The 23,658-nt window shown below is 38.4% G+C and carries 40 protein-coding genes and 1 rRNA gene; 39 read left to right on the top strand and 2 right to left on the bottom strand.

Annotated features, from left to right (window positions below):
- The first annotated feature begins 3 nt into the window (after positions 1–3).
- The 36 genes from rplB (at position 4) to CDZ89_RS19110 (ending at position 20,228) form a co-directional block, all read left to right on the top strand.
- Positions 4–834, top strand: coding sequence for a 50S ribosomal protein L2 (gene rplB, locus CDZ89_RS19285; protein ID WP_096155974.1), 831 nt, complete (start codon positions 4–6; stop codon positions 832–834).
- A 57-nt stretch (positions 835–891) separates the two neighbouring features.
- Positions 892–1,170: a 30S ribosomal protein S19 gene (gene rpsS / locus CDZ89_RS19280; RefSeq protein ID WP_096155973.1), complete on the top strand. Its 279-nt coding sequence runs from the start codon at positions 892–894 to the stop codon at positions 1,168–1,170.
- 19 nt (positions 1,171–1,189) lie between these two features.
- Positions 1,190–1,531: a 50S ribosomal protein L22 gene (gene rplV, locus CDZ89_RS19275; RefSeq protein WP_096155972.1), complete on the top strand. Its 342-nt coding sequence runs from the start codon at positions 1,190–1,192 to the stop codon at positions 1,529–1,531.
- 3 nt (positions 1,532–1,534) lie between these two features.
- Complete coding sequence (gene rpsC, locus CDZ89_RS19270) at positions 1,535–2,191, top strand: 30S ribosomal protein S3 (RefSeq protein WP_096155971.1); 657 nt, start codon at positions 1,535–1,537, stop codon at positions 2,189–2,191.
- A gap of 2 nt (positions 2,192–2,193) precedes the next feature.
- Positions 2,194–2,628, top strand: coding sequence for a 50S ribosomal protein L16 (rplP, locus tag CDZ89_RS19265; protein WP_096155970.1), 435 nt, complete (start codon positions 2,194–2,196; stop codon positions 2,626–2,628).
- Entirely contained in the window at positions 2,618–2,818 is a 201-nt protein-coding gene (rpmC, locus tag CDZ89_RS19260; protein WP_096155969.1) for a 50S ribosomal protein L29, read from the top strand. Before rplP ends, rpmC begins: the two co-directional genes overlap by 11 nt.
- A 20-nt stretch (positions 2,819–2,838) precedes the next feature.
- A complete protein-coding gene (rpsQ, locus tag CDZ89_RS19255) occupies positions 2,839–3,102 on the top strand; it encodes a 30S ribosomal protein S17 (protein ID WP_100334343.1) in 264 nt (87 codons plus the stop codon).
- A 44-nt stretch (positions 3,103–3,146) separates the two neighbouring features.
- Positions 3,147–3,515 carry a 50S ribosomal protein L14 gene (gene rplN, locus CDZ89_RS19250; protein WP_096155967.1) on the top strand — a complete coding sequence of 123 codons (369 nt, stop codon included), beginning with the start codon at positions 3,147–3,149 and terminating at the stop codon, positions 3,513–3,515.
- 37 nt (positions 3,516–3,552) lie between these two features.
- Positions 3,553–3,864: a 50S ribosomal protein L24 gene (gene rplX / locus CDZ89_RS19245; protein WP_096155966.1), complete on the top strand. Its 312-nt coding sequence runs from the start codon at positions 3,553–3,555 to the stop codon at positions 3,862–3,864.
- Between the two features lie 24 nt (positions 3,865–3,888).
- Complete coding sequence (gene rplE, locus CDZ89_RS19240; RefSeq protein WP_096155965.1) at positions 3,889–4,428, top strand: 50S ribosomal protein L5; 540 nt, start codon at positions 3,889–3,891, stop codon at positions 4,426–4,428.
- Positions 4,429–4,460: 32 nt separating this feature from the next.
- Entirely contained in the window at positions 4,461–4,646 is a 186-nt protein-coding gene (locus tag CDZ89_RS19235; RefSeq protein ID WP_010191505.1) for a type Z 30S ribosomal protein S14, read from the top strand.
- Positions 4,647–4,676: 30 nt separating this feature from the next.
- Positions 4,677–5,075, top strand: coding sequence for a 30S ribosomal protein S8 (rpsH, locus tag CDZ89_RS19230; protein WP_096155964.1), 399 nt, complete (start codon positions 4,677–4,679; stop codon positions 5,073–5,075).
- A gap of 32 nt (positions 5,076–5,107) precedes the next feature.
- Positions 5,108–5,644: a 50S ribosomal protein L6 gene (gene rplF, locus CDZ89_RS19225; protein ID WP_096155963.1), complete on the top strand. Its 537-nt coding sequence runs from the start codon at positions 5,108–5,110 to the stop codon at positions 5,642–5,644.
- Positions 5,645–5,678: 34 nt separating this feature from the next.
- Positions 5,679–6,041, top strand: a complete 363-nt coding sequence (gene rplR / locus CDZ89_RS19220) for a 50S ribosomal protein L18 (protein WP_096155962.1) — start codon at positions 5,679–5,681, stop codon at positions 6,039–6,041.
- A 20-nt stretch (positions 6,042–6,061) separates the two neighbouring features.
- Positions 6,062–6,562, top strand: coding sequence for a 30S ribosomal protein S5 (gene rpsE, locus CDZ89_RS19215; RefSeq protein ID WP_096155961.1), 501 nt, complete (start codon positions 6,062–6,064; stop codon positions 6,560–6,562).
- Positions 6,563–6,575: 13 nt separating this feature from the next.
- Positions 6,576–6,758 (top strand): 50S ribosomal protein L30, encoded by a 183-nt coding sequence (gene rpmD / locus CDZ89_RS19210; protein ID WP_096155959.1) that lies wholly within the window; start codon positions 6,576–6,578, stop codon positions 6,756–6,758.
- A gap of 36 nt (positions 6,759–6,794) precedes the next feature.
- The gene (rplO, locus tag CDZ89_RS19205) at positions 6,795–7,235 is read left to right on the top strand and encodes a 50S ribosomal protein L15 (protein ID WP_096155958.1); all 441 of its coding nucleotides are present in this window, start codon (positions 6,795–6,797) and stop codon (positions 7,233–7,235) included.
- Positions 7,235–8,527: a preprotein translocase subunit SecY gene (secY, locus tag CDZ89_RS19200; protein ID WP_096155956.1), complete on the top strand. Its 1,293-nt coding sequence runs from the start codon at positions 7,235–7,237 to the stop codon at positions 8,525–8,527. Before rplO ends, secY begins: the two co-directional genes overlap by 1 nt.
- Positions 8,528–8,584: 57 nt before the next feature.
- Positions 8,585–9,238 (top strand): adenylate kinase, encoded by a 654-nt coding sequence (locus CDZ89_RS19195; protein WP_096155955.1) that lies wholly within the window; start codon positions 8,585–8,587, stop codon positions 9,236–9,238.
- Positions 9,235–9,981 (top strand): type I methionyl aminopeptidase, encoded by a 747-nt coding sequence (gene map, locus CDZ89_RS19190; protein ID WP_096155954.1) that lies wholly within the window; start codon positions 9,235–9,237, stop codon positions 9,979–9,981. The genes CDZ89_RS19195 and map overlap by 4 nt, the downstream gene beginning before the upstream one ends.
- A gap of 14 nt (positions 9,982–9,995) precedes the next feature.
- Positions 9,996–10,310 (top strand): KOW motif-containing protein, encoded by a 315-nt coding sequence (locus CDZ89_RS19185; protein ID WP_096155953.1) that lies wholly within the window; start codon positions 9,996–9,998, stop codon positions 10,308–10,310.
- Positions 10,310–10,528 carry a translation initiation factor IF-1 gene (gene infA, locus CDZ89_RS19180; RefSeq protein ID WP_096155951.1) on the top strand — a complete coding sequence of 73 codons (219 nt, stop codon included), beginning with the start codon at positions 10,310–10,312 and terminating at the stop codon, positions 10,526–10,528. Before CDZ89_RS19185 ends, infA begins: the two co-directional genes overlap by 1 nt.
- A gap of 44 nt (positions 10,529–10,572) precedes the next feature.
- Positions 10,573–10,686, top strand: a complete 114-nt coding sequence (gene rpmJ / locus CDZ89_RS19175) for a 50S ribosomal protein L36 (protein ID WP_000868344.1) — start codon at positions 10,573–10,575, stop codon at positions 10,684–10,686.
- 20 nt (positions 10,687–10,706) lie between these two features.
- Positions 10,707–11,072, top strand: coding sequence for a 30S ribosomal protein S13 (gene rpsM, locus CDZ89_RS19170; protein WP_096155950.1), 366 nt, complete (start codon positions 10,707–10,709; stop codon positions 11,070–11,072).
- Between the two features lie 25 nt (positions 11,073–11,097).
- The gene (gene rpsK / locus CDZ89_RS19165) at positions 11,098–11,487 is read left to right on the top strand and encodes a 30S ribosomal protein S11 (protein WP_096155948.1); all 390 of its coding nucleotides are present in this window, start codon (positions 11,098–11,100) and stop codon (positions 11,485–11,487) included.
- A 175-nt stretch (positions 11,488–11,662) separates the two neighbouring features.
- Positions 11,663–12,607 (top strand): DNA-directed RNA polymerase subunit alpha, encoded by a 945-nt coding sequence (locus tag CDZ89_RS19160; protein ID WP_096155947.1) that lies wholly within the window; start codon positions 11,663–11,665, stop codon positions 12,605–12,607.
- Between the two features lie 74 nt (positions 12,608–12,681).
- Entirely contained in the window at positions 12,682–13,044 is a 363-nt protein-coding gene (gene rplQ, locus CDZ89_RS19155; RefSeq protein ID WP_096155945.1) for a 50S ribosomal protein L17, read from the top strand.
- 298 nt (positions 13,045–13,342) lie between these two features.
- A complete protein-coding gene (locus CDZ89_RS19150; RefSeq protein WP_096155944.1) occupies positions 13,343–14,170 on the top strand; it encodes an energy-coupling factor ABC transporter ATP-binding protein in 828 nt (275 codons plus the stop codon).
- Positions 14,155–15,027, top strand: coding sequence for an energy-coupling factor ABC transporter ATP-binding protein (locus CDZ89_RS19145; protein ID WP_100334342.1), 873 nt, complete (start codon positions 14,155–14,157; stop codon positions 15,025–15,027). Before CDZ89_RS19150 ends, CDZ89_RS19145 begins: the two co-directional genes overlap by 16 nt.
- Positions 15,020–15,814 (top strand): energy-coupling factor transporter transmembrane component T family protein, encoded by a 795-nt coding sequence (locus CDZ89_RS19140; protein WP_100334341.1) that lies wholly within the window; start codon positions 15,020–15,022, stop codon positions 15,812–15,814. Before CDZ89_RS19145 ends, CDZ89_RS19140 begins: the two co-directional genes overlap by 8 nt.
- Positions 15,815–15,831: 17 nt before the next feature.
- Positions 15,832–16,587 carry a tRNA pseudouridine(38-40) synthase TruA gene (gene truA, locus CDZ89_RS19135; protein WP_100334340.1) on the top strand — a complete coding sequence of 252 codons (756 nt, stop codon included), beginning with the start codon at positions 15,832–15,834 and terminating at the stop codon, positions 16,585–16,587.
- Between the two features lie 233 nt (positions 16,588–16,820).
- Positions 16,821–17,258 carry a 50S ribosomal protein L13 gene (gene rplM, locus CDZ89_RS19130; RefSeq protein WP_096155938.1) on the top strand — a complete coding sequence of 146 codons (438 nt, stop codon included), beginning with the start codon at positions 16,821–16,823 and terminating at the stop codon, positions 17,256–17,258.
- 20 nt (positions 17,259–17,278) lie between these two features.
- On the top strand, positions 17,279–17,671 hold the full coding sequence (gene rpsI, locus CDZ89_RS19125; RefSeq protein ID WP_096155937.1) for a 30S ribosomal protein S9: 393 nt from the start codon (positions 17,279–17,281) through the stop codon (positions 17,669–17,671).
- Between the two features lie 140 nt (positions 17,672–17,811).
- On the top strand, positions 17,812–18,255 hold the full coding sequence (locus CDZ89_RS19120) for a DUF2521 family protein (protein WP_096155935.1): 444 nt from the start codon (positions 17,812–17,814) through the stop codon (positions 18,253–18,255).
- A gap of 63 nt (positions 18,256–18,318) precedes the next feature.
- Positions 18,319–19,029, top strand: coding sequence for an N-acetylmuramoyl-L-alanine amidase CwlD (cwlD, locus tag CDZ89_RS19115; RefSeq protein WP_096155934.1), 711 nt, complete (start codon positions 18,319–18,321; stop codon positions 19,027–19,029).
- Between the two features lie 152 nt (positions 19,030–19,181).
- Positions 19,182–20,228 carry an Mrp/NBP35 family ATP-binding protein gene (locus tag CDZ89_RS19110; RefSeq protein ID WP_100334339.1) on the top strand — a complete coding sequence of 349 codons (1,047 nt, stop codon included), beginning with the start codon at positions 19,182–19,184 and terminating at the stop codon, positions 20,226–20,228.
- Between the two features lie 47 nt (positions 20,229–20,275).
- Here the strand turns inward: CDZ89_RS19110 and gerD are convergent, their stop codons facing one another.
- Positions 20,276–20,917, bottom strand: coding sequence for a spore germination lipoprotein GerD (gene gerD / locus CDZ89_RS19105; RefSeq protein WP_096155931.1), 642 nt, complete (start codon positions 20,915–20,917; stop codon positions 20,276–20,278).
- 151 nt (positions 20,918–21,068) lie between these two features.
- Between gerD and CDZ89_RS19100 the strand changes: the two genes are divergently transcribed.
- Positions 21,069–21,701 (top strand): KinB-signaling pathway activation protein, encoded by a 633-nt coding sequence (locus CDZ89_RS19100; protein ID WP_096155930.1) that lies wholly within the window; start codon positions 21,069–21,071, stop codon positions 21,699–21,701.
- A 59-nt stretch (positions 21,702–21,760) separates the two neighbouring features.
- Here the strand turns inward: CDZ89_RS19100 and pdaB are convergent, their stop codons facing one another.
- Positions 21,761–22,525 (bottom strand): polysaccharide deacetylase family sporulation protein PdaB, encoded by a 765-nt coding sequence (gene pdaB / locus CDZ89_RS19095; protein WP_100334338.1) that lies wholly within the window; start codon positions 22,523–22,525, stop codon positions 21,761–21,763.
- Positions 22,526–22,663: 138 nt separating this feature from the next.
- Here pdaB and CDZ89_RS19090 point away from each other — a divergent pair, with 138 nt between their 5' ends.
- Together CDZ89_RS19090 and CDZ89_RS19085 are read left to right on the top strand one after the other, a co-directional pair.
- Positions 22,664–22,900 carry a hypothetical protein gene (locus tag CDZ89_RS19090; protein ID WP_096155927.1) on the top strand — a complete coding sequence of 79 codons (237 nt, stop codon included), beginning with the start codon at positions 22,664–22,666 and terminating at the stop codon, positions 22,898–22,900.
- Between the two features lie 275 nt (positions 22,901–23,175).
- Positions 23,176–23,658, top strand: a 16S ribosomal RNA gene (locus CDZ89_RS19085); the annotation flags it as partial.

Raw genomic sequence — 23,658 nt, 5'->3', positions numbered from 1 at the left:
AAGATGGCGATTAAAAAGTACAAACCGACCTCTAACGGACGTCGTGGAATGACAGTTTCTGATTTCGCTGAGATTACTACAGACAAACCAGAAAAGTCATTACTACAACCTCTTAAGAGAAAAGGTGGTCGTAATAATCAAGGTAAATTGACAGTTCGTCACCAAGGTGGTGGACACAAACGTCAATACCGTGTCATCGATTTCAAACGCGATAAAGATGGTATACCAGGACGCGTTGCTACAATAGAGTATGATCCAAACCGTTCTGCAAACATCGCATTAATTAACTATGCGGATGGAGAAAAACGTTACATTCTTGCTCCTAAAAACTTAGAAGTAGGTTTAACTGTAATGTCTGGTCCAGAAGCAGATATTAAAGTTGGTAATGCTTTACCACTAATTAACATTCCAGTTGGTACAGTAATCCACAATATCGAATTAAAACCTGGTAAGGGTGGACAATTAGTACGTTCTGCTGGTACTTCTGCGCAAGTACTTGGTAAAGAAGGTAAATATGTACTAGTTCGCTTAAACTCTGGTGAAGTTCGTATGATTCTTTCTACTTGTCGTGCAACTGTAGGTCAAGTAGGTAACGAACAACACGAATTAATTAACATTGGTAAAGCTGGACGTTCTCGTTGGTTAGGTATCCGCCCAACAGTTCGTGGTTCTGTAATGAACCCTAACGATCACCCACACGGTGGTGGTGAAGGACGCTCACCAATCGGACGTAAATCACCAATGACTCCTTGGGGTAAACCAACTCTTGGATTCAAAACTCGTAAGAAGAAAAACAAGTCTGATAAATTCATCGTTCGTCGTCGTAAAAAATAACGGGGTTGTACTACGGTTCACAGGAACCGTAGAGCAATCACGAAGGGAGGTTTCCAAATGGGTCGTAGCTTAAAAAAAGGGCCTTTTGTAGATGATCATTTAATCAAGAAAGTTGAACAATTAAATGAAACGAATGGAAAACAAGTTGTAAAAACTTGGTCTCGTCGTTCTACTATATTCCCACAGTTCATCGGTCACACGATCGCTGTTTATGATGGTCGCAAACACGTACCAGTATTCGTGACAGAAGATATGGTAGGTCACAAGCTTGGAGAATTCGCTCCATCTCGTACTTACAAAGGTCACGCTAATGATGATAAGAAAACAAAACGCTAATTAGAGGGGAGGCATTTACATGCAAGCTAAAGCTGTTGCAAGAACAGTTCGTATTGCTCCTCGTAAAGCACGTCTAGTTATGGATTTAATTCGAGGAAAGCAAGTTGGTGAAGCTTTATCAATTTTAATGTTAACTCCTAAAGCAGCTTCTCCAATCATCGAAAAGGTTCTAAAATCCGCTGTTGCAAACGCAGAGCACAACTATGAGATGGATGCTAATAACTTATTAGTAACGGAAGCATACGTTAACGAAGGTCCAACTTTAAAACGTTTCCGTCCACGAGCTATGGGTAGAGCAAGCCAAATTAACAAACGTACTAGCCACATTACAATCGTGGTATCAGAAAAGAAGGAGGGATAATCCGTGGGTCAAAAGGTAAATCCGATCGGTCTTCGTGTAGGAATCATCCGTGACTGGGAGTCTAAGTGGTACGCAGAGAAAGATTACGCTACTCTGTTACATGAAGATATAAAAGTCCGTGAATACATTGCAAAACGTTTACATGACGCGTCAGTTTCTAAAGTAGAAATCGAGCGTGCGGCAAACCGCTTAAATGTAACTGTTCATACTGCAAAACCTGGTATGGTTATTGGTAAAGGTGGTACAGAAGTTGAAGCTTTACGTAAAGCTTTAAACCAGTTAACTGGTAAACGTGTACACATCAACATTTTAGAAATTAAGAGAGCTGACTTAGACGCTAAGTTAGTTGCAGATAACATTGCTCGTCAATTAGAGAATCGTGTATCTTTCCGTCGTGCACAAAAGCAAGTTATTCAACGTGCTATGCGTGCTGGTGCGAAAGGTATCAAAACAATGGTATCTGGTCGTTTAGGCGGAGCAGACATCGCTCGTTCTGAACATTACAGTGAAGGTACAGTTCCACTTCATACACTTCGCGCTGATATTGACTATGGTACAGCAGAAGCTGATACAACTTACGGTAAATTAGGTGTGAAAGTATGGATCTACCGTGGAGAGGTCCTTCCTACGAAGAAGAAAACTGAGGAAGGAGGAAAATAATTATGTTAATGCCAAAACGCGTTAAATATCGTCGCGAACACCGTGGAAAGATGCGCGGAAAAGCTAAAGGCGGTACTGAAGTACACTTCGGAGAGTTCGGTTTACAATCTCTTGAAGCGTCTTGGATCACGAATCGTCAAATCGAGGCTGCACGTCGTGCTATGACTCGTTACATGAAACGTGGCGGTAAAGTTTGGATTAAAATTTTCCCCTCAAAACCATATACTGCTAAACCATTAGAGGTACGTATGGGATCCGGTAAAGGTGCTCCTGAGGGATGGGTAGCTGTTGTTAAACCAGGAAAAGTTATGTTTGAAATTTCTGGTGTATCTGAAGAGGTGGCACGCGAAGCATTACGCTTAGCAGCTCACAAGTTACCTGTAAAATGTAAGTTCGTAAAACGTGAAGAAATTGGTGGTGAATCTAATGAAAGCTAATGATATCCGTGATCTAACCACTGCTGAGATTGAACAAAAAGTGAAATCTTTAAAAGAAGAATTATTCAACCTACGCTTTCAATTAGCGACTGGACAATTAGAAAACACTACTCGTATTCGCGAAGTGCGTAAGTCAATCGCTCGTATGAAAACTGTTATTCGCGAGAGAGAGATCGCTTCTAATAAATAATGAAGAGGAGGTTCGCGGGAATGAGTGAACGTAACCAACGTAAGGTATACCAAGGCCGTGTTGTTTCTGACAAAATGGACAAAACAATCACTGTACTAGTGGAAACTTACAAAACTCACCCACTTTACGGTAAACGTGTAAAGTACTCTAAAAAGTACAAAGCACATGATGAAAACGGTCTTGCTAAAACAGGCGACATCGTGAAAATCATGGAAACTCGTCCATTATCAGCGACGAAACGTTTCCGTCTAGTAGAGGTAGTACAAAAAGCTGTAATTATCTAATATATAAAGTTCGGATATAAATAATCCGAAGGGAGGTACCAAGTATGATTCAACAAGAAAGTCGTTTAAAAGTTGCTGACAACTCAGGTGCTCGTGAAGTACTTACGATTAAAGTTCTAGGTGGATCTGGTCGTCGCTATGCTAACATCGGTGATGTTATCGTATGTACTGTGAAACAAGCAACACCAGGAGGCGTTGTTAAAAAAGGCGACGTTGTTAGAGCGGTAGTTGTACGTACAAAACGTGGAGTTCGTCGTACGGATGGTTCATATATCCGTTTTGATGAGAACGCATGTGTAATTATTAAAGATGATAAGAGTCCACGTGGAACTCGTATCTTCGGACCTGTTGCTCGTGAATTACGTGACAACAACTACATGAAGATTGTTTCTTTAGCTCCAGAAGTTATCTAATAGAACAAAGTTTTGTTTTCCAAGGAGGTGCAAAAGGATGCATGTAAAAAAAGGTGATAAAGTCCAAGTTATCTCTGGTAAAGACAAAGGTAAGCAAGGAGTAATTCTTCAAGCTTTCCCTAAAAAAGACCGAGTACTTGTTGAAGGTGTTAACATTGTAAAAAAACACTCAAAGCCATCTCAAGCTAACCCACAAGGTGGGATCATTAGCCAAGAGGCACCTATTCATGTATCAAACGTTATGCCTTTAGATCCTAAGTCTGGTGAACCAACTCGAGTAGGATACAAGGTATTAGACGGTCAAAAAGTACGTGTTGCAAAAAAATCAGGTGAACAATTAGATAAATAATTAGTAAGAAAGGAGGTACTTTAGATGAACCGCCTAAAAGAAAAATATCAACAAGAAATCATTCCTGCTCTTGTGGGCAAGTTTAACTATAAATCTGTAATGCAAGCTCCTAAGCTTGAGAAAATCGTTATCAACATGGGTGTTGGTGATGCAGTAGCTAACGCAAAAGCATTAGACAACGCTGTTGAAGAACTAGGACAAATCACTGGTCAAAAGCCAGTAGTTACTAGAGCTAAAAAATCTATCGCTGGTTTCCGTCTTCGTGAAGGAATGCCAATCGGTGCAAAAGTTACATTACGCGGTGAGCGTATGTACGAATTCTTAGATAAATTAGTTTCTGTTTCTTTACCACGTGTACGTGACTTCCGTGGGGTTTCTAAGAAATCTTTTGATGGTCGTGGAAACTACACTCTAGGTGTGAAAGAACAACTTATTTTCCCTGAGATTGATTATGATAAAGTAAATAAAGTACGTGGTATGGATATCGTTATCGTTACGACTGCTAACACTGATGAAGAAGCTCGTGAACTATTAACTTCATTCGGTATGCCATTCCAAAAATAATACCAAGGTAATGGTAAAAGGGAGGCGAAAATGTGGCTAAAAAATCAATGATTGCGAAACAAAAACGTACACCGAAACATAACGTGCAAGCTTATACTCGTTGTGAGAGATGCGGACGTCCACACTCTGTAATCCGTAAATTTAAGCTTTGCCGTATTTGTTTCCGTGAATTAGCTTATAAAGGCCAAATTCCTGGCGTTAAAAAAGCAAGTTGGTAAAACCCGATAATTGGGAAGGAGGTAAATTAAATGGTTATGACAGATCCTATTGCAGATATGCTTACTCGCATCCGCAATGCGAACATGGTACGTCACGAGAAGCTTGAAATTCCTGCTTCAAAAATGAAGAAGGAAGTTGCTGACATCTTAAAGCGTGAAGGTTTCATCCGTGATGTAGAACTTATTGAAGATAACAAACAAGGTATCATTCGTATTTTCTTAAAATACGGTGCGAACAATGAGCGCGTAATCACTGGTTTAAAGCGTATTAGTAAGCCTGGTTTACGTGTTTACGCTAAAGCTAACGAAGTACCTCGTGTACTTAATGGTTTAGGTATTGCGATCATCTCTACTTCTCAAGGTGTTGTCACTGATAAAGAAGCTCGTCAAAAGCAAACTGGTGGAGAAGTATTAGCATACGTTTGGTAATAATTTTTTGAAATGAACGGAGGTGCAACTATATGTCACGCGTAGGTAAAAAAATTATCGAGGTTCCTGCTGGTGTTACTATCACTAACGATAACAACACAGTAACAGTTAAAGGACCTAAAGGTGAATTAACTCGTACATTTAACCAAGATATTACTATCAGCTTAGAAGAGAACACACTAACTGTTTCTCGTCCTACTGATAACAAAGAGCACCGTGCTTTACATGGTACAACACGCGCTCTTTTATCTAACATGGTAGAAGGTGTAACGAAAGGTTTCGAGAGAGGATTAGAACTTATCGGGGTTGGATACCGTGCTACAAAGCAAGGTGACAAGCTTGTTCTAAACGTTGGATACTCTCATCCTGTAGAGATTACTCCTGAACAAGGTATTGAAATTGATGTTCCAGCAAATACAAAGATCCTTATTAAAGGAATCGACAAAGAACGTGTTGGTGCTTTAGCAGCTAACATTCGTGATGTTCGTCCACCAGAGCCTTACAAAGGTAAAGGTATTCGTTACGAAGGCGAATTTGTTCGTCGTAAAGAAGGTAAAACTGCGAAGTAATACCGCTTAATAGGAAGAAAGGAGTGACTGTTAGATGATTATTAAACCTGATAAAAACTCTACTCGTAAGAAAAGACATGCTCGTGTTCGTGCTAAATTATCAGGAACGGCTACTCGTCCACGTTTAAACGTTTTCCGCTCAAACCAAAACATTTATGCTCAAGTTATTGATGATATAAATGCAGTAACAATTGCAAGTGCATCTACACTTGATAAAGAAGTTTCTGTTGAGAGTGGAAGCAACGTTGATGCTGCAAAACTAGTTGGAGAATTAGTTGCAAAACGTGCGATTGAAAAGGGAGTTAAATCCGTAGTATTCGACCGCGGTGGTTATTTATATCATGGACGTGTAAAAGCATTAGCAGATGCTGCACGTGAGTCTGGCTTAGAATTTTAATAGACAAAGGAGGGACACTGATGCGTCGTATTGATTCAAACAAATTAGAACTTGAAGAACGCGTTGTTACGGTTAACCGCGTTGCGAAAGTAGTAAAAGGTGGACGTCGTTTCCGCTTTGCTGCTCTAGTAGTAGTAGGTGACAAAAACGGCAACGTAGGTTTCGGTACTGGTAAAGCTCAAGAAGTACCAGAAGCGATTCGCAAAGCTATTGAAGATGCGAAAAAGAATTTAGTTGCTGTACCTATCGTTGGTACATCAATTCCACACCAAGTACTAGGTGAATTTGGTTCTGGTGAAATCCTATTAAAACCTGCTTCTGAGGGTACTGGGGTTATCGCTGGTGGACCAGTTCGTGCTGTACTAGAATTAGCTGGTGTTCAAGACATCCTTTCTAAATCTTTAGGATCTAACACACCAATTAACATGATTCGTGCTACAATCGACGGATTAAAGCAATTAAAACGTGCAGAAGACGTTGCTAAATTGCGTGGTAAAACGGTAGAAGAACTGTTAGGATAAGGAGGGAAATCAAATGACAAACAAATTAGAAATCACCCTCACTCGCAGTGTAATCGGTCGTCCACAAGACCAACGTGTAACTGTTGCTACACTTGGTTTGAAAAAAATGCATCAAACAGTTATCCACGAGGATAACGTAGCTATCCGTGGAATGATTAACAAGGTATCTCACCTTGTTACTGTGAAAGAGCAATAAATAATTGTTTCGTTTATAATATAAGGAGGTGCCACAATGAAACTTCATGAGTTAAAACCAGCAGAAGGTTCCCGTAAAGTCCGTAATCGCGTAGGTCGCGGTACTGGTTCTGGTAACGGTAAAACTTCTGGTAAAGGTCATAAAGGTCAAAATGCTCGCTCAGGCGGTGGCGTACGTCCAGGATTCGAAGGTGGTCAAACACCTCTATTCCAACGTTTACCAAAACGTGGATTTACAAACATTCATCGTAAAGAGTACGCAATCATCAACCTTGATGCTTTAAATCGCTTTGAAGATGGTACAGAAGTAACACCTGAATTACTTATAGAAACAGGTTTAGTTAGCAAATTAAACGCTGGTCTTAAAGTATTAGGTAACGGTTCTATCGAGAAAAAGCTAACTGTTCGTGCTCACAAGTTCTCTTCATCAGCCAAAGAAGCGATCGAAGCAGCTGGCGGATCAGTTGAGGTGATTTAATGTTCCAGACATTCTCCAATTTTATGCGCGTGGGTGACATTAGAAATAAAATAGTCTTCACCCTTATAATGTTAGTAATATTCCGTATCGGTACATTCATTCCAGTACCTGGAGTGAATGCTGATATTCTTAAATTTTCAGACGAGATGAATGTATTTGGAATCCTAAATACATTCGGTGGTGGGGCTCTTGAAAACTTCTCCATTTTTGCAATGGGCGTTATGCCTTACATTACAGCTTCCATCATCGTTCAACTTTTACAGATGGACGTTGTTCCGAAGTTTACTGAATGGTCAAAGCAAGGTGAAGTAGGTCGTAGAAAGCTTGCCCAGTTCACTAGGTATTTCACAATTGTGCTTGGTTTCATCCAAGCTATTGGTATGTCTATCGGGTTTAATAATTTAATGGGTGGTCAATTAATTAATAATCCTGGTTTTACAACATACTTAGTTATCGCAATTGTACTTACTGCAGGAACTGCTTTTCTAATGTGGTTAGGTGAGCAAATTACTTCTAACGGAGTTGGGAATGGTATTTCTATTCTTATCTTCGCTGGTATCGTAGCTGCAATACCTAATGGCATTAACCAAATATATGCACAAAAGATTCAAGATGCGGGAGAAGCTCTTTTCCTAAACCTTGTAATCGTAGCGTTAATTGGATTAGCTATTTTGGCTGTAATTGTGGGAGTTATTTTCATTCAACAAGCGTTACGTAAAATTCCTGTTCAGTATGCGAAGCAACTAGCTGGAAGAAACCCTGTTGGAGGACATTCAACTCATATTCCATTAAAGGTGAACGCTGCCGGGGTTATCCCAGTAATCTTTGCGGTTTCATTTATTATTACACCACCAACAATAGCGTCATTCTTCGGTGATACTAGCACTACTCAATGGATTCAAGCGACTTTTGATTATACAAAACCAGTTGGAATGCTTGTGTATGTTGCGTTAATCATCGCCTTTACGTATTTCTACACATTTGTTCAAGTGAACCCTGAACAAATGGCAGAAAACTTAAAGAAACAAGGTGGATACATCCCAGGAATTAGACCTGGATTAGATACACAAGGATTTTTAACAAAAATTCTTTACCGACTTACATTTGTTGGTTCTATCTTCTTAGCAGCTATATCTATTCTTCCTGTAATCTTTATGGCTATAGCGGATCTACCACCTGCTGTACAAATTGGCGGAACTGGTCTACTGATCGTTGTAGGGGTTGCCCTAGAAACGATGAAAACACTAGAAAGCCAGTTAGTGAAGCGACACTATAAAGGATTCATTAAGTAATGAAGTATTGGGATAGATTCTATCCCAAAGCTTCATAAGATTTGAGGGGGCATTAACATGAATTTAGTTCTAATGGGACTTCCAGGTGCTGGTAAAGGTACTCAAGCAGAACGTATCGTTGAGAAATACAACATCCCTCATATCTCAACAGGAGATATGTTTCGTACTGCAATGAAGGAAGGAACCGAACTAGGTCTAAAAGCAAAATCTTTCATGGATCAAGGTCAACTTGTTCCAGACGAAGTTACTATCGGTATCGTTCGTGAAAGATTAGAAAAAGATGATTGCAAAAACGGATTCCTTTTAGATGGTTTTCCAAGGACAGTTCCTCAAGCTGATGCTTTAGAACAGTTAATGGGACAGCTAGAACGTAAAATTGATTATGTTATCAATATTGATGTTGACTCATCTATACTTCTAGAACGTTTAACTGGTAGACGTATTTGTAAAGATTGTGGATCGACTTACCATCTAGTGTTTAATCCACCAACTACGGAAGGTGTATGTGACAAATGTGGTGGCGAATTGTATCAGCGTGCGGATGATAACGCTGAAACGGTTGGCAATCGCCTAGAGGTAAATATTAAACAATCTAAACCGTTATTAGATTTTTACGAGTCTAAAGGCTACTTAAAGAATATTAACGGCCAAAAAGATATTAACGAAGTATTCGAAGATATCGTAACTCTTCTTGGAGAGAAGCATTCATGATCATCTGCAAAACTCCTCGTGAACTTGACATCATGAGAGAAGCAGGTAAGATTGTTGCTTTAACCCATAAAGAATTGCAAAAACATATTGTACCTGGAATTACGACTAAAGAATTGGATAAACTTGCTGAGGATTTTATCCACAAGGCGGGTGCAATTCCATCGTTTAAAGGGTATAATGGTTTTCGCGGAAGCATCTGTGCTTCTGTTAATGAGGAACTTGTACATGGTATTCCCGGAGAGAGAGTTTTAAAAGAAGGGGATATCATTAGCATAGATATTGGTGCTAAGTATAATGGTTACCACGGAGACTCGGCATGGACTTATCCAGTTGGAGTTATTTCCGAAGATACGAAGCGACTACTTGAAGTTACGGAACAATCTCTTTATAAAGGGATTGATGAAGCAAAGCCAAGTGCAAAGTTATCTGACATTTCTCATGCGATTCAAACTTTTGTGGAATCTCACGATCTTTCAATTGTAAGAGAGTATGTTGGGCATGGTATTGGTCAAGACTTACATGAAGACCCACAAATCCCACACTATGGCCCTCCTAACAAAGGCCCTCGCTTAAAACCAGGTATGGTTCTAGCAATAGAGCCAATGGTGAATGCGGGAAGTCGCTATGTTAAAACGTTGGCAGATAACTGGACAGTCGTTACTGTTGACGGGAAAATGTGTGCTCATTTTGAACACACAGTTGCTATAACAGAAACAGGTTATGAGATCTTAACAAAAGCCTAGGTTGGTGATATGGATTGATCGAATCACATTCGAGTCCTCAAGTAGGTCAATTTGTTTTGATTACTCAAGGCAGAGATGCCGGACAGTATGCCGTAATTATAAAAATTCTAGATGAACGTTTCGTATTATTAGCAGATGGAGAAAAGCGTAAGTTTGATCGTCCTAAAAAAAAGAACATTCATCACTTGGAGTTTTTTGATTACGTGTCTCCAGAAGTTCAGAACAGTATTACCGAAACTGGTCGTGTGACAAATGGAAAAATGCGATTTGCCTTAACAAAGTTTGTCAACGAACATGTTACTGATTTGAAGAAGGGAGAACTTAATTAATGGCTAAAGACGATGTAATTGAAGTGGAAGGTACGGTCGTTGAGACATTACCGAATGCGATGTTTAAAGTTGAGTTGGAAAATGGTCATTCTGTTTTAGCTCACGTATCGGGTAAAATTCGTATGCATTTTATTCGTATACTACCTGGAGATAAAGTAACAGTGGAACTTTCTCCTTATGATTTAACACGCGGTAGAATTACGTATCGTTTCAAATAGAACCCTAATTTCAGCACTCCGTACTACTAAGGAGGTAAGATAAGATGAAAGTGAGACCATCTGTAAAGCCGATCTGCGAAAAATGTAAAGTTATTCGTAGAAGAGGAAAAGTAATGGTTATCTGTGAAAACCCTAAACATAAACAAAAACAAGGATAATTTGAGGGAGGTGCGCATGAATGGCACGTATTGCTGGTGTTGATATTCCTCGCGACAAGCGCGTTGTTATATCTTTAACTTATGTTTTTGGTATCGGTAAAGCTACAGCTCAAAAAGTATTAGCAGAAGCTGGTGTTTCAGAAGATACTCGTGTTCGTGACTTAACGGAAGATGAATTATCTAAAATCCGTGAAGTTATCGACCGTATTAAAGTAGAAGGAGACCTTCGTCGTGAAGTTTCTCTAAACATTAAACGTTTAATCGAAATTGGTTGCTTCCGTGGTTTACGCCACCGTCGTGGTTTACCAGTTCGTGGTCAAAACACTAAGAACAATGCTCGTACACGTAAAGGTCCTCGTCGTACTGTAGCGAACAAGAAGAAATAATAGAGTAAGGAGGTAGATTACACTTATGGCACGTAAAACTAATACTCGTAAACGCCGTGTGAAAAAGAATGTAGAAGTTGGTATTGCTCATATCCGTTCTACTTTTAATAACACGATCGTAACAATTACAGATGCTCATGGAAATGCTCTTTCTTGGTCTAGTGCTGGTGCACTTGGATTCAGAGGATCTCGTAAGTCTACTCCATTCGCGGCTCAAATGGCTGCTGAAGCTGCTTCTAAAACAGCAATGGAGCATGGTTTAAAAACTTTAGAGGTTACTGTTAAAGGTCCTGGTTCTGGTCGTGAAGCAGCTATCCGTGCATTACAAGCAGCTGGACTTGAAGTAACAGCTATCAGAGACGTAACTCCAGTTCCTCACAACGGTTGCCGTCCACCAAAACGTCGCCGTGTTTAATTTTTCTGTATAAAATTTGTTATACTTGTCAATAATGGCGTATGTTATAGTATATTTAGAAAAAATACAGAAATATTAAATGTTGTTGTGCACAACGGGACATACCAATGAGGAATTTCGGATAGACATTCTACGTGTCTTTCCGGGGTTTCGACGTTTTGAAGGAGGGTTATGAATGTTAGAAATCGAAAAACCAAAAATCGAAACGGTTGAAATCAGCGAGGACGCCAATTACGGAAAATTCGTCGTCGAGCCACTCGAGCGTGGATATGGTACAACTTTAGGGAACTCCTTACGTCGTATATTACTATCCTCACTCCCTGGTGCCGCTGTTACATCTATCCAAATAGATGGTGTACTGCATGAATTCTCAACAATTGAAGGTGTCGTGGAAGATGTTACATCCGTTATCTTAAACGTTAAGAAACTAGCGCTTAAAATCTATTCAGATGAAGAAAAGACGTTAGAGATTGACGTGAAAGGTGAAGGTTCAGTGAAAGCTGGTGACATCATGCATGATAGTGATGTTGAGATATTAAATCCTGACCTTCATATAGCAACGTTAGCAAAAAACGCACACTTACGTATTCGTTTTACTGCTAAACGTGGCCGTGGATACGTACCAGCTGTTGGTAACAAACGCGAAGATCAACCAATTGGTGTTATACCAATTGACTCTATCTTTACACCAGTTTCTCGTGTATCCTATTTTGTTGAAAATACTCGTGTAGGTCAAGTAGCTAACTACGATAAACTTACATTAGACGTATGGACTGACGGAAGTATTGGAGCACAAGAAGCAGCTGCTCTTGGTGCAAAAATCTTAACAGAACACCTTAACATCTTTGTTGGGTTAACTGATGAGGCTCAAAACGCTGAGATAATGGTGGAAAAGGAAGAAGATCAAAAGGAAAAAGTCTTAGAGATGACTATCGAAGAGCTTGACCTTTCCGTTCGTTCTTATAACTGCTTAAAGCGTGCAGGAATTAATACTGTTCAAGAACTTGCAAATAAAACTGAAGAAGATATGATGAAAGTTCGTAACTTAGGCCGCAAATCTTTAGAAGAGGTTAAGCACAAATTAGAAGAGCTTGGCTTAGGCCTGCGTAAAGATGACTAGTTTTTAAGTGGAAAACTAGGCATCTTTATGTGTTTGAACGTTTCAAAACTTTCAACAAAGGAGGGAACCTCAACATGGGATACAGAAAATTAGGTCGTACAAGTGCACAACGTAAAGCATTATTACGTGACTTAGCAACTGATTTAATCATCAGCGAGCGCATTGAAACTACTGAAACTCGTGCAAAAGAATTACGTTCAGTAGTTGAAAAAATGATCACTCTAGGTAAACGTGGTGATTTACATGCTCGTCGTCAAGCTGCTGCATACATTCGTAATGAAGTTGCAAATGCTGAAACTGGTGAAAACGCAGTTCAAAAATTATTCGGTGATATCGCTCCACGTTACGAAGAGCGCCAAGGTGGATACACTCGTATCATGAAACTTGGACCTCGTCGCGGAGATGGCGCACCAATGGTAATTATCGAGTTAGTATAATTTAAGACGACAGTCATAATAGAAGGGCAGACAGTTGTAATGACTGATCTATGCCCTTTATTTTTTTACCCAATTAATCTGAATTTTAATATAATGGAATTGGATTCATAATTTCGATTCGCTTAATGAAAAACGAGCATTTTTCGTTGTTATATTTGATGTTCTCGTTATAAAGTGATTGTAATGTATCGATACAATGAAACGATGCGTTATTCGTTTAGTAGTTTAGTAAGTCATATAATATGAACGGATTCAATACAGAAGAGACGAGTTAAGATGAGTGGAGAGGAGAATTTACGTGAACGATTTTATCTTGCAAATTGATAGCTTACTATTTCAATATGAGACATTAAATGAACCTACTCTTAAAGGGATCGATTTATCTATTAAGAGAGGGGAATGGATAGCAGTCGTTGGGCATAATGGGTCAGGAAAGTCAACACTAGCCCGTATACTAAATGGTCTACTTATGCCTACTGAAGGTGACGTAAAAGTGAATGGTATTACATTAACAGAAGATACGGTATGGGAAGTTCGTAAACAAATTGGAATGGTATTTCAAAACCCTGATAATCAATTTGTAGGATCAACTGTCCGTGACGATGTTGCGTTTGGTTTAGAAAATATCGGAACACCAAGAGCAGAAATGGTAAAGCGTGTAGACGAAGCCATTAAAAAAGTGGGGATGGAATCTTTTCTAAACCAAGAACCACATCAGCTTTCTGGAGGACAAAAACAACGGGTAGCAATAGCTGGAGTTATGGCGTTACAGCCAGCTATTATCGTTCTAGACGAGGCTACAAGCATGTTAGATCCACATGGCCGTTTGGAAGTCATTCAAACGTTGCAAGAACTCCGCGCGGCGTTAGGGTTAACTGTACTTTCTATAACGCATGATTTAGAGGAAGCAACGAAAGCAGATCGAATAATTGTTTTAAACAATGGACAAATCTTTGCAGAGGGAACACCTAAAGAGGTATTTGCATTAGGTGATAAGTTAGTAGAGATTGGACTAGATTTACCGTTTGCTTTAAAGTTAAGAATGGAATTACAAAATCATGGAATCGTCTTAGAAGATACAATCAGCAATGAAGGGTTGATGGAAGAGTTATGCAAATTAAAATAACGGATTTAGAGCATACATACCAAATGAAAACCCCTTATGAAAGAAAAGCTATTTTTGATATTAACTTAACAATTCCATCTAACTCTTATACAGCGATTATTGGACATACTGGTTCAGGTAAATCCACTTTACTACAACATCTAAATGCTCTATTACAACCAACAAAGGGATCTATTCATGTAGGGGAACATGTAATAAGAGCGAATAAAAAATCTAAAAACTTAAAAGCACTTCGTAAAAAAGTGGGTGTTGTATTTCAATTTCCAGAACATCAACTTTTTGAAGAAACGGTTGAAAAAGATATATGCTTTGGACCATTAAACTTTGGTGTGCCTATAAATGTTGCGAAGGCTCGAGCGAAAGAAGCAATACAACTAGTTGGTTTGGGAGAAGAGTATTTATTCAAATCTCCATTTGATCTTAGTGGTGGTCAGATGAGGCGTGTAGCGATAGCTGGTGTATTAGCTATGGAACCAGACGTTTTGGTCCTGGATGAGCCTACAGCTGGCTTAGACCCAAGAGGTCGTAAGGAGATAATGGATTTATTTTATAATCTGCACAAAGAAAAGAAGATGAGTACGGTACTCGTTACACATAGTATGGAAGATGCTGCAAAATATGCAGATCGAATCATTGTAATGAGCAAGGGGACAGTTGTCTTAGATGGCCCACCTAGATCTATTTTCAATGAATATGAACTGCTAAAAGAGTTAAATTTAGATGTCCCAGAGACTGTTAAGTTTGTAAAAGAACTAGAGAAAAGTTTAGGGAAAACGTATGGTGAACCTTGCCTTACGATAGAGGAAGTAGCGAAGGCTACCGTATCTCTCTTGAAGGGGGATACGAACAATGAATAATTTTATTATTGGTAGATATGTTCCTGGCGAGTCAATCATTCACAAGATGGATCCGAGAGCAAAGTTGTTATTAGTATTTTTATTTGTCATCGTTGTTTTTTTAGCAAATAATGCGGTAGGTTATTTAGTTTTAGGTGTTTTTGTAGGTTCATTAGTATTGCTTACAAAGATTAGCCCTTCATTTATTCTTAAGGGATTAAAGCCGATTATATGGATCATTTTATTCACAATGATTTTTCATGTATTTTTAACGAAGGATGGGCAATTATTATTTAAATTAGGCTTTCTTGAAGTGTATAAAGAGGGCGTAGAACAGGCAATCTTTATTTCCTTCCGTTTTATCTTTTTGATTACGATAACAACAATTTTAACATTAACTACAACACCAATTGAAGTGACGGACGGGATGGAAACACTTTTAGGTCCACTTAAGCGCTATCGTGTACCTGTTCATGAACTTTCGTTAATGATGTCAATTTCGTTACGCTTTATTCCAACTTTAATGCAAGAAACTGATAAAATTATGAAAGCACAAAGTGCAAGAGGTGTAGAGTTCACTAGTGGCCCAATTAAGGATAGAGTGCGAGCATTAGTACCTTTACTTGTGCCACTATTTATTAGTGCTTTTAAACGGGCTGAAGAGCTCGCTACGGCGATGGAAGCTAGAGGATATCGTGGCGGTGAAGGTAGAACGAAATTTAGGTTATTACAATGGAAAACAAGAGACTCTATGTTAATGGCTATCCTTGCTATTGTAACTATTGTCTTGTTTACAATCCGTACGTAGTAGGTGAAGAATATTTAATGAATAGAGTTATGTGCATTGTTTCATATGACGGTACGTCGTTTCAAGGCTATCAAGTACAGCCTAATGAAAGAACTGTCCAGGGAGAAATTCAGAAAACCTTATCCAAAATTCATAAGGGTGAAGAAGTGAAAGTTACTGGGTCAGGGAGAACCGACGCAAAAGTACATGCAGTCGGTCAAGTGATTCATTTTGATACACCATTATCTTTACATGAAGAAGCTTGGAAAAAAGCACTAAATGCAAATTTACCGTCGGATATTCGAATCGTTTCATCCCAAAAAATTAGTGAGAACTTTCACGCTAGATTCGATGTGGAACGAAAAGAATATCGATATAAAATTGACATAAGTAAAGATCAGAGTGTGTTTATGAGAAATTACGCATACCACTATCCTTTTGAATTGAACGAAAGTTCTATCAGAAATGCGATGAGTTATTTGCTTGGGACGCATGACTTTACAAGTTTTTGCTCCGCTAAAACAGAGGTAGAAGATAAAGTTAGAACTATTTACGAATTAGAATTACTGGAAGAGGATTCATTCTTAACCGTAAGAATTGTCGGCAATGGCTTTTTATACAACATGGTCCGAATCATTGTTGGCACTTTATTAGAAATTGGACAAGGAAAAAAAGATTCTACTGAAATATTTACCATACTGGAAAAGAAAGACAGGTCATCGGCAGGAAAAACAGCACCAGCTCATGGGTTATATTTATGGAAAGTGAATTATAAAGACGTAGAAAAGTGTTAAAAGCCATGTTTTTTGTTAAAAATGAGTACTGGTAAGCCAAGGTTGGGAATGTGTTAATGCACTTTTCAATGACAACTAAACCTGGTGTAACATTTTCTTGACAATATGGCAGATAAGATGTAAGATATCACATGGTATGTATTTTAACCCCACGATAAAGCCCCGGAAGAGTTTCATCGTGTAAAAATATAATATGACCGAAAATAATTTTTATTTTTCTAGGAGGGAAATCAATGCGTACAACGTTTATGGCGAAAGCACACGAAGTAGAACGTAAATGGTACGTAGTCGATGCTGAAGGTCAAACTTTAGGTCGTCTTGCAAGCGAAGTTGCATCCATTTTACGTGGTAAACATAAACCAACTTACACTCCAAACGTAGACACTGGAGATCATGTAATTATTATCAATGCTGAGAAAATCCATTTAACTGGTAATAAATTAAACAACAAAATTTACTACCGTCACACTATGCACCCAGGTGGATTAAAGCAAAGAACGGCATTAGAAATGCGTACTAACTATCCTACAAAGATGTTAGAACTAGCTATTAAAGGAATGCTTCCAAAAAATAGCTTAGGACGTCAAATGTTCAAAAAATTAAACGTGTATGCTGGTAACGAGCATCCACACCAAGCACAAAAACCTGAAGCTTACGAACTTCGTGGTTAATTATTAAGGAGGTTATTACTTTGGCACAAGTACAATACTACGGCACTGGTCGTCGTAAAAGTTCTGTTGCTCGTGTACGTCTAGTTCCTGGTAACGGACGCATTGTGATCAACGATCGTGAAATCGAAAACTATATTCCATTCGAAGCTTTACGTAACGTAGTAAAGCAACCTTTAGCAGCTACTGAAACAGAAGGTAGCTACGATGTATTAGTAAACGTGAAAGGTGGAGGTTACACTGGTCAAGCTGGTGCAATCCGCCACGGTATCTCTCGTGCACTATTACAAGCTGATCCAGAATACCGCGGAACGTTAAAGCGCGCTGGATTATTAACTCGTGACGCACGTATGAAAGAGCGTAAAAAATACGGACTTAAAGGCGCTCGTAAAGCACCTCAGTTCTCAAAACGTTAATTTGGACGTTCAAACTCTCAAGCCTTATTGGTTTGGGAGTTTTTTAATTTTCATTTCCTTTCTTGGAAAAACGTACTCATTCATTTTACGCATGATGAGTGTTTTTCGGTCAAACAATAACCGAGAAAGGGTGTGAAAGAATGACTGTAGTAACAACCTTCAAAGAAAAGCAACGAGAGAAGCAAATGGATTACGAAAGAAAAGTATTAAGGGAAATTTCTCTCGAAGTTTTGAGAAAAAAGACAAAAGAATTCTTCGGTCCGCAACTCTCTTTAAAAGGAAGACCGATCGTTGAGGTAGAAGAAGGGTGTATTGATTTAGCGATTGAGTCTTTCTTACTCGGGGCGTCCTATGGAAAATTTGGCTACTTAGGTGAAGAAGTAGAAAAAGTAAAAACAAGGTGCTACGTGGAAGAAAAATACTTAATAGACACACTTTATGATTACTTTACCTATTGGGGTTTCATCAGTGAGAATGAATTTGAAAGTGAATCTTTTTATTATAAATGTGAAATGTATATTGACTATTGGTGGAAAGAAGGATTCCATAAATCGTTAAAAAGGTACCGTATGCGTTTGCACTAATTATTCATAAACTTGTCCCTTGTCCCATATAGTGTTAGTAGGGACTTGCGGGAGGGATTAGGTTTGAGAAAAAAGCATATATGGGCTTTCATTACTGGTGCGTTAACATTAATATACTTATTTCAATTCCAATTTTTTAATGAAGATACATGGGAGCAATGGAATTTACCGTTGACTGGAAAGGTGATCATCTTAGACCCTGGTCATGGTGGTCCTGATGGTGGTGCAGTAGGTGGAGACATACTAGAAAAAGATGTAGCACTTCAAGTGTCCTTATACTTACGTGATTATCTTCAAGAACAAGGAGCTTTCGTCTTAATGACAAGGGAGACAGATGTGGATTTAGCAGATCCTACTACTAAAGGTTACAGTAGAAGAAAGATAGAAGACTTGCGTAAAAGAGTGGAAATGGTGAATCACTCGAATGGGGATATGTTTATTAGTTTACATTTAAATGCGATACCTTCTCCGAAGTGGAGAGGAGCACAAACGTTTTATTATCGTTCTTTAGAAGACAATGAGCGTTTGGCTAAATTTATTCAAGATGAATTAAGGACGAATTTAGGTAATACAGATAGAAGTGCAAAATCAATTAATGGCATCTATTTATTAAAGCATGCCAATATTCCAGGCGCATTAGTGGAAGTAGGCTTTTTATCTAATGCTAGTGAACGTGAATTGTTAAGGTCAGAAGAATATCAAAAGGCTTTAGCAGGTTCTATTTATAATGGCATAATGAGAAATTACACAAACGAACTAAACCCACCAGATTAATGGCGGGTTTTATTTTTTATGAAAATATGACAAAAAAATTAACGTCACCAATCTTTTTTCCTGTACAAAATACGGTTACGTTCGCAACATAGGGACAATGTGATATACTATTTTTGTAAACGAATTCATAGAACTTAATAGGGGTGAACCGTGTGATTACAAGAGAGTTAGTATTACAACAATTAAATAGTTTAAAGGACCCTTTTTTACATAAGACTTTAGAAGAAACAAATGCCATTCAAGAAATATCTATTAAAGAAGAAAAGAATCATGTTAGTGTGAAAGTGGCTATCGCAAAAACAGGTACAGCTGAACAAATGCAATTACAAGGTACTATTGTTCAACGCCTAAAAGAAGCAGGTGCTGATTCTGTAGGTTTGCGCTTTACAGATCTACCTGGAGAAACATTAGCGAAATATAGCGAGAGCTTACCTCAAGAAGAAAAATCGATAATGGATAATAACAAAACAACTTTTATTGCTATTGCTAGCGGAAAAGGTGGAGTAGGTAAGTCAACGGTTTCGGTTAACTTAGCAGTTTCACTTGCTCGTTTAGGTAAGAAAGTAGGATTAATCGACGCAGATATTTATGGATTTAGTGTGCCAGATATGATGGGTATTACAAAGAGACCAGTTGTTCGAGGGGAGCGTATCATTCCTGTAGAACGTTTTGGCGTCCAAGTTATCTCTATGGGCTTCTTTGTAGAGGATAATTCACCTGTTATTTGGCGTGGTCCGATGCTTGGAAAAATGCTTAACAGCTTTTTTAGCGAAGTGGAGTGGGGAGAGCTAGACTATTTATTATTAGACCTTCCTCCAGGTACAGGAGATGTAGCTTTAGATGTTCATTCCATGTTACCAGCTTGTAAAGAGGTTATAGTTACAACACCACATCCAACTGCAGCGTTTGTTGCAGCACGTGCTGGTGCTATGGCAATAAAAACAAACCATGAAGTAATTGGTGTTATTGAAAATATGGCTTATTTTGAAAGTAAGCTAACTGGTGAAAAAGAGTATGTGTTTGGAAAAGGTGGCGGAGACAAGCTATCAGAAGAGCTTCAGGCACCATTATTAGGTCGACTTCCGTTACAACAACCTGATTGGAATGACGAAGATTTTGCTCCTTCTGTATATCAAGAGAATCATCCACTAGGAAAAATTTATTTAGAAATGGCAAAGCAAGTAACAGATTTAGCATAAACAAAAAGGATGGCAAAGTGTAGGATTATACACTGGCCATCCTTTTTTTATCCTTGACCACCGTTACCGCCACTACCACTTTGTGCAGATTCTTCTCCGCCTTCACTACCTCCTTGTTGCCCTCCACCACCTTGGTCGGAAGGTTGGCCAGCTTGAAGTTCCTCCGCACCTTTAAGAAGTATGGCTTGTAGCTTTGCTTTGAACAATGGACTTTCAAATGTTTCTGTCATTACTTTTTGCAAATGTACTCGAAATTCTTTGCTTTGAATAACGGTTAAATATTCTTTTTGCATTTCAGGGTCTTGTAAAATTTGCATCATTAGTTCTTGATATTCAGGATCTTTCATTAAATCTTTGATTAATGTTTCATGTTCTTTCTGCATGCTTTTTGCGAATGCTTCTGCAAACTTCGGATCTTCAAAGGTTTTTGTCCAGAATTTCGCACCAGTATCAGAGTTCAAAGTTTGAGCAATAGATTCCGTTACGACTTGCTGATCTAATACTAGGTTTTGACGCATCTTCTCGTCAGCCATTACGTCTTCGATTGCTTTTTTACCCTCATCTGTTTTTAATATATCCACGACCATTTTCTTTGTTTCTTCATAATCAATTTGTCCTCCGCCTTGATCTGCGGCTGCACATCCAGAGAGAGCAAAAATGATAATGAGCAATAAAAGCCGTCTCTTCATACGTCAGACAGCTCCTTTCTACTAATATTACTACGCTTAATATGTATCAGATTTAATGAAATATACACAATTAAATATTGGGAAAGGTAGATTTTTCGCATTGCTGTTGGTACAATCAGTAGAGATATTTGAAGAAAAATGGAGGAAAAACATGAACAGTCGTAATTGGGTACGCTTGTTTATTAACACATTATTCATCGGTGGGCTTTCAACAGCTATCGTCGGTTTTGTAGTTAGATGGGACAGGCATAAAGAACTATTTGAAAACTTTCAAGTGTTAGATATATTATCTGTTACATTTTGGTTTATTGGCGTAGGTTTAATCTTTAGTGTTATAAGTCAAATGGGCTTCTTCGCCTATCTAACCATTCACCGCTTTGGACATGGAATATTCCGTTCCTACTGGACATATGTACAAGTTGTTTTAATTGCCTTCATATTATTTGACTTAGTATATTTCCGTTACTACTTCTTTGCATATGAAGGGGAGTCATGGTTACCATATTTCGCGATACCTGTATTTATGCTAATTTATGCTTTATTAGTTGCTTATGTAAAATCAGCACAAACAAACTATCACGCATTTATTCCTACGCTTTTCTTCATGATTGTTGTTACAACAGCGGAATGGTTTCCGGTTGTACGTGTAAACGATCCAAGTTGGTTATTACTAATGCTTTTTCCGTTGCTAGCATGTAACTCATATCAAATACTGGTACTTCACAAGTTAAACGAAAAATCAGCACTAGAACAAGAAGCATTAAAGCAAAGGAAGAAAAAATAAAAAATGCGTCCTTTTAAAGAGGTTAATCTTTAAAAAGGACGCACTTTTTTTTGTATAGATTAATCTATATTAGAGCTCTTTGTTTTTGTGTTAGAAATAAGTTCAGAAACAGAAGTCACTTTTAATTCTTTGTCTTTTAAATAGTTTAGGATTTCAGGTAACGCATCCTTCGTCTGTTTTGCACTATCTGATGCATGCATTAAAATAATATCCCCTTTATCCGCTTTAGATATGACGTTTGAAACAATGATTTCTTTACCTGGATTTAACCAATCATGAGAATCAACGCTCCAATGTACAACGGAATACCCTAATGAGGTGGCGATTTGTAACACTTCTTTATTAAAGTTGCCGTTTGGTGGTCTAAGTAAGTGAATATTCTTTACTTCTAGCTTTTGAAATACATCTTTAGCTTTTAGAATATCTTTTTTTACCTTTGCGTTATCAAGAGAAGTGTAATTTTCTGATTGATAACCCATGCTTCCAACTTCGTGACCATCGTCCACTATTCGTTTAACAACTTGTGGATGGCGCTCTGCCCAAGATGCCGATAAAAAAAACGTCGCGTTGGTAATACCTTGTTCTTTTAAGATATCCAAAATGGGTATAGCTTTCTCATCTCCCCAATCAATATCAAAGGTAAGGGCTATCTCCTTTTCTTTTCCTTCCCCTTTATAAACAGCAACAGGTCCTTTTTTCGTAGAAAACACTGGTTGATTCGAAATGTTCTCTATATATAAAATACCCGCAGTAAAAAAAGCAGTAATAACAATAATAGCTAATTGTTTCAGCTTCTTTCCGTTTACTACATAGAAAAAATTCATGCCATCCTCTCCTTGTCCACGTCTCTATTTAATACGTATTCAATCGGACAGAACTTATGCTAGGAAAAATTTATAAAAATGTTTCATAAAAAAAGAGTTAGTGGAAAAAATAGTACAAATTAATCTTGAGGTGATTGGATGTTAGGGCTTCTGTTAAGTAAAAAGGAAATTAAAGAAGTGGAATACTTATTAAAAAGAGAATTAGAGGAATTATTGCATGACTTTGAAGATAAAAGAATCGATCGAGTGGTGAAGCATGCAATGGAAGAGAGATATCAATTATTATTTCAAGTATTTACGAGAGTAGCGCCGCACTCTGAATGTGTTCAATACATAAGAAATAAACAATACTATAACCATAAAAACATATATTAATTTTATTTAATAAAAAGCATTGACTTAAATGTTACAAAGATGTTATATTATTATTCGTCGCTACGGAACACAAGCATTCACAAAGCGATAAAATAAAAAACATATTGACATGAAAATCTCAGTGTGTTATATTAATAAAGTCGCTTCTGAGCGATGAGTTAAAAATGTTCTTTGAAAACTAAACAAAACAACAGCGTGTAAGTTAATCTTTAAGATTAACAACAAACAATTAATTGACATTAGTCAGCAAACATTATGAGCATAAGCTCAAACACTCTTCGGAGAGTTTGATCCTGGCTCAGGACGAACGCTGGCGGCGTGCCTAATACATGCAAGTCGAGCGAATCTGATAAAAGCTTGCTTTTTGAAGGTTAGCGGCGGACGGGTGAGTAACACGTGGGCAACCTGCCTGTAAGACTGGGATAACTTCGGGAAACCGGAGCTAATACCGGATAATATAAAGAACTTCCTGGTTCTTTATTGAAAGATGGTTTCGGCTATCACTTACAGATGGGCCCGCGGCGCATTAGCTAGTTGGTGAGGTAACGGCTCACCAAGGCAACGATGCGTAGCCGACCTGAGAGGGTGATCGGCCACACTGGGACTGAGACACGGCCCAGACTCCTACGGGAGGCAGCAGTAGGGAATCTTCCACAATGGACGAAAGTCTGATGGAGCAACGCCGCGTGAGCGATGAAGGCCTTCGGGTCGTAAAGCTCTGTTGTTAGGGAAGAACAAGTACCGGAGTAACTGCCGGT

This window comes from Bacillus alkalisoli (assembly GCF_002797415.1).
Taxonomy (GTDB): Bacteria; Bacillota; Bacilli; order Bacillales; family Bacillaceae_I; genus Bacillus_CD; species Bacillus_CD alkalisoli.
This window is presented reverse-complemented; position numbering and strand designations above follow the sequence as displayed.

Coding starts and splice junctions, on each gene's coding strand:
- truA (WP_100334340.1), top strand. CDS start 15,832: ATGAATAGAGTTATGTGCATTGTTTCATATGACGGTACGTCGTTTCAA.
- CDZ89_RS19140 (WP_100334341.1), top strand. CDS start 15,020: ATGAATAATTTTATTATTGGTAGATATGTTCCTGGCGAGTCAATCATT.
- CDZ89_RS19090 (WP_096155927.1), top strand. CDS start 22,664: ATGTTAGGGCTTCTGTTAAGTAAAAAGGAAATTAAAGAAGTGGAATAC.
- rpmC (WP_096155969.1), top strand. CDS start 2,618: ATGAAAGCTAATGATATCCGTGATCTAACCACTGCTGAGATTGAACAA.
- rpsH (WP_096155964.1), top strand. CDS start 4,677: ATGGTTATGACAGATCCTATTGCAGATATGCTTACTCGCATCCGCAAT.
- rplF (WP_096155963.1), top strand. CDS start 5,108: ATGTCACGCGTAGGTAAAAAAATTATCGAGGTTCCTGCTGGTGTTACT.
- CDZ89_RS19195 (WP_096155955.1), top strand. CDS start 8,585: ATGAATTTAGTTCTAATGGGACTTCCAGGTGCTGGTAAAGGTACTCAA.
- CDZ89_RS19160 (WP_096155947.1), top strand. CDS start 11,663: ATGTTAGAAATCGAAAAACCAAAAATCGAAACGGTTGAAATCAGCGAG.
- CDZ89_RS19120 (WP_096155935.1), top strand. CDS start 17,812: ATGACTGTAGTAACAACCTTCAAAGAAAAGCAACGAGAGAAGCAAATG.
- rplE (WP_096155965.1), top strand. CDS start 3,889: ATGAACCGCCTAAAAGAAAAATATCAACAAGAAATCATTCCTGCTCTT.
- rplV (WP_096155972.1), top strand. CDS start 1,190: ATGCAAGCTAAAGCTGTTGCAAGAACAGTTCGTATTGCTCCTCGTAAA.
- rpsQ (WP_100334343.1), top strand. CDS start 2,839: ATGAGTGAACGTAACCAACGTAAGGTATACCAAGGCCGTGTTGTTTCT.
- CDZ89_RS19145 (WP_100334342.1), top strand. CDS start 14,155: ATGCAAATTAAAATAACGGATTTAGAGCATACATACCAAATGAAAACC.
- rplN (WP_096155967.1), top strand. CDS start 3,147: ATGATTCAACAAGAAAGTCGTTTAAAAGTTGCTGACAACTCAGGTGCT.
- secY (WP_096155956.1), top strand. CDS start 7,235: ATGTTCCAGACATTCTCCAATTTTATGCGCGTGGGTGACATTAGAAAT.
- CDZ89_RS19100 (WP_096155930.1), top strand. CDS start 21,069: ATGAACAGTCGTAATTGGGTACGCTTGTTTATTAACACATTATTCATC.
- pdaB (WP_100334338.1), bottom strand. CDS start 22,525: ATGAATTTTTTCTATGTAGTAAACGGAAAGAAGCTGAAACAATTAGCT.
- map (WP_096155954.1), top strand. CDS start 9,235: ATGATCATCTGCAAAACTCCTCGTGAACTTGACATCATGAGAGAAGCA.
- rplM (WP_096155938.1), top strand. CDS start 16,821: ATGCGTACAACGTTTATGGCGAAAGCACACGAAGTAGAACGTAAATGG.
- rplX (WP_096155966.1), top strand. CDS start 3,553: ATGCATGTAAAAAAAGGTGATAAAGTCCAAGTTATCTCTGGTAAAGAC.
- rpsK (WP_096155948.1), top strand. CDS start 11,098: ATGGCACGTAAAACTAATACTCGTAAACGCCGTGTGAAAAAGAATGTA.
- rplP (WP_096155970.1), top strand. CDS start 2,194: ATGTTAATGCCAAAACGCGTTAAATATCGTCGCGAACACCGTGGAAAG.
- rplB (WP_096155974.1), top strand. CDS start 4: ATGGCGATTAAAAAGTACAAACCGACCTCTAACGGACGTCGTGGAATG.
- infA (WP_096155951.1), top strand. CDS start 10,310: ATGGCTAAAGACGATGTAATTGAAGTGGAAGGTACGGTCGTTGAGACA.
- rpmJ (WP_000868344.1), top strand. CDS start 10,573: ATGAAAGTGAGACCATCTGTAAAGCCGATCTGCGAAAAATGTAAAGTT.
- rplQ (WP_096155945.1), top strand. CDS start 12,682: ATGGGATACAGAAAATTAGGTCGTACAAGTGCACAACGTAAAGCATTA.
- gerD (WP_096155931.1), bottom strand. CDS start 20,917: ATGAAGAGACGGCTTTTATTGCTCATTATCATTTTTGCTCTCTCTGGA.
- rpsE (WP_096155961.1), top strand. CDS start 6,062: ATGCGTCGTATTGATTCAAACAAATTAGAACTTGAAGAACGCGTTGTT.
- rpmD (WP_096155959.1), top strand. CDS start 6,576: ATGACAAACAAATTAGAAATCACCCTCACTCGCAGTGTAATCGGTCGT.
- rpsS (WP_096155973.1), top strand. CDS start 892: ATGGGTCGTAGCTTAAAAAAAGGGCCTTTTGTAGATGATCATTTAATC.
- rplO (WP_096155958.1), top strand. CDS start 6,795: ATGAAACTTCATGAGTTAAAACCAGCAGAAGGTTCCCGTAAAGTCCGT.
- rplR (WP_096155962.1), top strand. CDS start 5,679: ATGATTATTAAACCTGATAAAAACTCTACTCGTAAGAAAAGACATGCT.
- rpsM (WP_096155950.1), top strand. CDS start 10,707: ATGGCACGTATTGCTGGTGTTGATATTCCTCGCGACAAGCGCGTTGTT.